Origin of the sequence: Streptomyces malaysiensis subsp. malaysiensis, from assembly GCF_040653035.1 — a bacterium.
GTDB lineage: Bacteria > Actinomycetota > Actinomycetes > Streptomycetales > Streptomycetaceae > Streptomyces > Streptomyces malaysiensis.
In genome coordinates this window covers 26,019-32,018 of sequence record NZ_JBEZNG010000053.1, presented here as the reverse complement: position 1 = coordinate 32,018, position 6,000 = coordinate 26,019, and the positions used below count along the sequence as shown (strand labels likewise).

Genomic DNA, 6,000 nt, shown 5'->3' with positions numbered 1-6,000 from the left:
AGGGTGGTGTGGTTGGTGTGGTCGCCGGCGTGGAGGGCGATGTCGACCAGTGCGGTGCCGGGGAGGAGTGGGGTGCCGTTGACGGCGTGGTCGGCAAGCCAACCATGCTGGGCGGGACTGATATGTCCCGTGAGGATGGTGGCCCCGGTTTCCGCGAGGGTGGTGGTGGCGGGGACGAACGGGTGCGGGGTCGGGACCAGCCCGAGTTGGACGGCGTCCTGAGCGCCGGTCACGGCCTTGTCACTGAGCCAGTAACGGGTGTGTTGGAAGGGGTAGGTCGGTAGGGGGATGGTGGTGGCTGCTGGGATGAGGGTGTGCCAGGTGATGGGGTGGCCGTGGGTGTGGGCGTGGCCGAGTGCGGTGAGGAAGGCGGCGGTGTCGTCTTGTTCGTTGCGGAGGGTGTGGATGGTGGTGGTGTCAGGGTTGGTTTCCTGGATGCTGGGGGTGAGGGTTGGGTGGGGGCTGGTTTCGATGAAAGTGGTGTAGCCGTTGCTGCTCAGGTGGTCGATGGCGGGTTGGAAGAGGACGGGTTGGCGTAGGTTGCGGTACCAGTAGTCGGCATCCAGGGTCGTGTCGGTGATCCAGGTGTTGTCGGTGGTGGAGTAGAAGGGTGTGGTGGGTTTTTGTGGGGTGATGGGGGCGAGGATTTCTTGGAGTTGCTGGTGTAGTTGGTCGATGTGGCCGGAGTGTCCGGCGAAGTCGACTCCGGGGAGTTGCCAGCGCATGATGCGGTGGTGGGAGAGTTGTTGGGTGAGGTGGGTGATGGCTTGGGTGTCGCCGGTGATGGTGGTGGTGTTGGGTGCGTTGTGGGCGGCGATCCAGATGCGGGTGTTCCAGTGGTCGGGGTTGGCTGTTTGCTGGATTTTTTCGGGTGGTGCGAGGACGCTGATCATGGTGCCGTGGCCGGTGAGGGGGAGGAGTGCTTTGCTGCGGAGGGTGGTGATGCGGGCGGCGTCTTGGAGGGTGAGGGCTCCGGCGGTGTAGGCGGCGGCGATTTCGCCTTGGGAGTGGCCGATGATGGCGTCGGGGGCCAGGCCGTGGTGTTGCCAGAGGGTGGCGAGGGCGACCATGGTGGTGAAGAGAACCGGCTGGATCACATCGACCCGGTCCCAGGTGGGTGCTCCGGGCTGGCCGGTGAGGATGTCGGTGACGGACCAGTCGATGTACTCCGACAGGGCCGCGTCGACCTCGCGGATGGTGTCGCGGTAGAGAGCCGAGGTCTCCCAGAGGCGTTGTCCCATACCGACCCACTGCGAACCCTGCCCGGGGAAGACGAGGACGGTCTTGCCACCATCCGGGGTGTGTCCGGTGATCTGTTCCAGCGCGGTGGCGAATTCCTCACGGGTGGAGCCCACGACCACGGCACGGTGTGGCAGCGCGGCCCGCGTGCTGATCAGCGAATGGGCGATGTCCCGCACCGAACCGTCCACGGTGGCCAGTTGGCGGGCCAGGTCTTTGAGCGCGGCTTCGTTCTGAGCGGAGAGCACCCACGGCACCGGACCGGAGGGTTCCAACTCAAGCCCGACGGGGCCGGAAGGCTCGGCCGATTCAGAGGGCTCGACGGGCTCCGCCGACTCCGTCGGCTCGGGCGCGGGCGGCGCCTGTTCGAGGATGACGTGCGCATTGGTGCCGCTGACCCCGAACGACGACACACCCGCGCGCCGGGGGCGTTCGTCCGCGCCCGGCCAGTCGCGGGCCTCGGCCAGTAGCTCGACCGTACCCGCCGACCAATCGACCTCCGGGGTCGGCTCGTCGATGTGGAGGCTCTTCGGCATCACCCCGTGCCGCATCGACAGGACCGCCTTCATCACACCGGCTGCTCCGGCGGCGGCCTGCGTGTGCCCGATGTTGGACTTCAACGACCCGAGCCACACCGGGCGGTCACGGTCCTGCCCGTACGTCGCCAGCACCGCCTGGGCTTCGATCGGGTCGCCGAGTTTGGTGCCGGTGCCATGCGCCTCGATGAGGTCGATGTCGGTTGCGGACAGTTGGGCGTTGGTGAGTGCGTCGCGGATGACGCGTTGTTGGGAGGGGCCGTTGGGGGCGGTGAGGCCGTTGGAGGCGCCGTCCTGGTTGACGGCGGTGCCGCGCACCACCCCCAGCACCGGATGCCCGAGCCGCTGGGCGTCCGACAGCCGCTCGACCAGCAGCAGGCCGGCGCCTTCGGACCAGGCGGCGCCGTCGGCGGTGGCGGCGAAGGATTTGCAGCGTCCGTCGGGGGAGAGGCCGCGTTGGCGGCTGAATTCGATGTAGGAGGAGGGGGAGGCCATGACGGTGACGCCGCCGGCGACGGCGAGGGTGCATTCGCCGGTGCGCAGTGCCTGGACGGCGAGGTGCAGGGCGACCAGGGAGGAGGAGCAGGCGGTGTCGACGGACACGGCCGGTCCCTCGAATCCGAACGTGTAGGACACCCGGCCCGACACTACGCTCCCCGAGCCACCACTGCTCAGATAGCCCTCCAACTCCGGCGGCACAGCGCGCAGGCGCGAGATGTAGTCGTGGTACATCACCCCGGCGAAGACGCCGGTGCGGCTGCCGCGGAGTGAGGTGGGATCGATGCCCGCGCGTTCCAGCACCTCCCAGGTGGTCTCCAGCAGCAGCCGCTGCTGCGGGTCCATGGCGAGCGCTTCGCGTGGCGAGATGCCGAACAGGGCGGCGTCGAAGTCGCCTGCGTCGTGGAGGAAGCCGCCCTCGCGGACGTAGGAGGTGCCGGGGTGGTCCGGGTCCGGGTCGTAGAGGTGTTCCAGGTCCCAGCCCCGGTCGGTCGGGAAGCCGGAGATGCCGTCGCCGCCCGAGGACAGCAGTTCCCACAGCTCCTCGGGCGAGGTCACACCGCCCGGCAGTCGACAGGCCATTCCGACGATCGCGATCGGCTCACCGGATGGAGCGGCGGGGTCCGCCGGTTCCATGTCGGGGCCCGCCGCGGATGTGTCGCCGAACAGCCGGTTGCCGAGGTAGGCCGCCAGGGCGTCCGGGTTGGGGTAGTCGAAGGCGAGTGTGGCGGGCAGCGCCAGACCGGTCGCCGCCGCCAGTCGGCCGCGCAGCTCCACGGCGCTGGTGGACGTCATGCCGATGTCGCGGAACGACTGTCGGCCGTGTACCGGTCGGCCGCCGGTGATCACGCCGACCTCGGACAGCACCAGGTCGAGCAGGGCACGGCCGCGCTCCGCCACGGGGAGCCGGGCCAGCCGTCCGGCGGCGCCGGTGTCGACGGCCGATGCGGCCAGTTCATGCCGTATCGCCAGCACCGACGCGTCGTCCACCGTGGTCGCCGCGTCGAACAGGGCGAGCCTCTCCCGAGACGTCAGCTCCTCGCGCGGCCCCCAGCCGAGGGCCAGCGCGGGCAGCCCCGCGGCGTGCCGACGGTTGGCCACCGCCTGGAAGACCGCGTGCGCCGGGCCGTTGTCGATCGGCGCGGAGAGCACGAACAGTGCCGGGGGCGTCTCCCGGGTGAGCTCGTCCAGGGCCGGCGCGTCCTGGAGCGGGCCGAGTTCGACCTCGCCGGTGAGCGTGGTCGGCAGCGTCTCCGGACCGGCCACTTGCAATACGGCCGTGACCGGCGGCCCGGCCGTCTGGAACGCCTCCGCCAGCGATGCCCGGTCGCCGGGCGCGCGGACCGTCTGAGTCACGGACGCACCCAGCTCGGTCAGGCGTGCGATCAGGTCCGGTACGGCCGTGCGGGCGAGCAGCCGCACATGCCGTATGCCGTACGCGGCGACCAGGTGCCCGGCGAGCTCGGCGGCCTGCTCCTGGTCCGCGCCGAAGACCAGCACGGTGCCGTCCGGGTCCGGCCGGCTCACCCGCTGCCCGCTCCCCGCCCGTGCCAGCCGGGGGACCAGCACCTCGCCGCCGCGCACCAGCGCCCGCGGCTGCCCGGACGCCAGGACGGCCGACAGCGCGGCGGTCGCCTCGCCGCCGTCGGCGTCCACCAGCACCGGCGCGTCGTGCGGCGCGTCCGCCCGCATCGACTCCACCAGCCCCCAGACCGCGGCCTGCGCCGGGTCGTGGCTCATGCCGTGGGTCAGCACGGCCACCCGGCCGGACCGGTCGGTCAGCCCGGTCCGCACCGCGCGCAGCACCTCGTCGAGGGAGCCGCGCGGGCAGTCCACGACCGCCGACCCGGGCGCTTCGGGGCCCGCCGTCGCCACGCTGCCACCGGCGCGGTGCGCGGACGTCGCCTGGTCGCCGTCGACCGGCCCGGCCTCCGCCACCGGTACCGGCGACGTCCATTCCAAGCGGAACAGCGACTCGAACGACCCGGAGCTCACCGCCCGCAGCCGGGCCGGGCTCTGCGCCAGCACGTGCCGCTTGATCTTCCCGGACCCGGTGCGCGGTATGGAACCGATTTCGTACAGCTCCTCCGGCACCTTGAAGTACGCCAGGTGCTCGCGGCAGGCGGCGAACACCTCGTCCGGGTCGAAGCCGTCCGCGGCCGGTACGAGGAACGCGACCGGCACCTCGCCGAGGGCGGGGTGGGCCGAGCCGACGACCGCCGCGTCGGCCACGCCCGGCACGCGCAGCAGCACCTGCTCGACCTCGGTCGGGTGGATGTTCTCCCCGCTGCGGATGATCAGCTCGCTGAGCCGCCCGGTGATGGTGTGGTAGCCGAGGTCGTCGCGGCGGCCGAGGTCGCCGGTGCGGTACCAGCCGCGGGGCAGCGCCGCCTCGGTCGCCTCCGGCTGGTTGTAGTAGCCGACCATCAGGCTGGGCCCGCCGACCCAGATCTCGCCCTCCTCGCCGGTCTCGACACTCTCGTGGGTCTCCGGGTCGACGATCCGTACGGTCAGGCCGGGCACCGGCAGTCCGCAGGAGCCCTCGACCTGGGTCCCGTTCGGCCAGTTGGCGGTGATCAGGCCGCAGGTCTCGGTGCTGCCGTAGCAGTCGAGCAGCGGGACGCCGAAGGTCTCCTGGAACTCGGCGCGCAGCGTCGCGGTGCTGATCGCGCCGGCCGACAGGCACACCCGCAGGTTCGGCAGCGACAGGTCGCCGTCCCGGGCGGCGTCCAGCAGATAGTGGTACATGGTCGGCACACCGGCCAGGAAGGTGAACTCCTCGGCGCGCAGCGTGTGCAGCAGCTCCTCGGCGTCGAACGCCTCGGTGATCCGCGCGGTCGCGCCGACCGCGGTCACGCTGAGCACGCAGTAGATGTGCGCCAGGCTGTGGAACAGCGGCACCGGCCACAGCACCCGGTCGGTCTCGGAGAGCCCCAGCACACCGGCGGACGAGGCGGCCACCGACCACAGGCAGCTGCGCTGGGTGGACAGCACGCCCTTGGGCCGACCGGTGGTGCCGGAGGTGTAGAGCATCCAGGCGATGTCGTCCAGCCCGAGGTCGTCGCGGGCGGGCTGCTGCGGTTCGGTCTCGGCGAGTGCGTCGAACGGCACCGCGCCGCTTTTCTCGTCGCCGGTCACCACCACGGTCAGATGCGGCCGTTCCGCCTGGAGCCGGCGTACCTGGGGCAGCCGGGTGTGGTCGGTGACGATGACCCGGGCCGCGCTGTCGTCGAGCAGATAGGCGAGCTCGGCGGCGGAGGAGTGCGGGTTGATGGGCACGCCGATCGCGCTGGCGCGCGCGATGGCCAGATAGCTCTCGATGGTCTCGACGCAGTTGCCCAGGTAGATGGCGGCCCGGTCGCCGGGCAGCAGCCGCAGCTGGGCGAGGTGTCCGGCCAGCCGACGGGTGCGCGCCTCCAGCTGGGCATAGCTGACGCCACGCCTCGAGTCGGCGAACGCGGTCTGGCTTCCCCTGCGGGCCGCGTGCGCTTTCAGCAGCTCGGGCAACGGCCGGATCAGCTCGCGACGGAGCATGCCACCACACCTCTCGGTCGTACCGGTCGTCCCGGTCGGTCGGCGCTGTGCTGACGGTGTCCGCCGACCCGCGGACGTCAATCCCGGCTTATTCCAAAGGCCGTGTCCGTAAAAGCGGCCAGCAGGCGGCACATTAACCAAGTGGAAGCCCGTAACACCCCCCTAGCCGCCCCCTAGTGGTCACTATTTTTTT

At 71.0% G+C, this 6,000-nt stretch carries 1 protein-coding gene; it reads right to left on the bottom strand.

Annotated features, from left to right (window positions below; genetic code table 11):
• Positions 1-5,807 (bottom strand): beta-ketoacyl synthase N-terminal-like domain-containing protein (locus AB0E24_RS45085; RefSeq protein WP_359385757.1); only part of this gene is annotated, 5,807 nt, incomplete at its 3' end.
• Positions 5,808-6,000 lie beyond the last annotated feature (193 nt).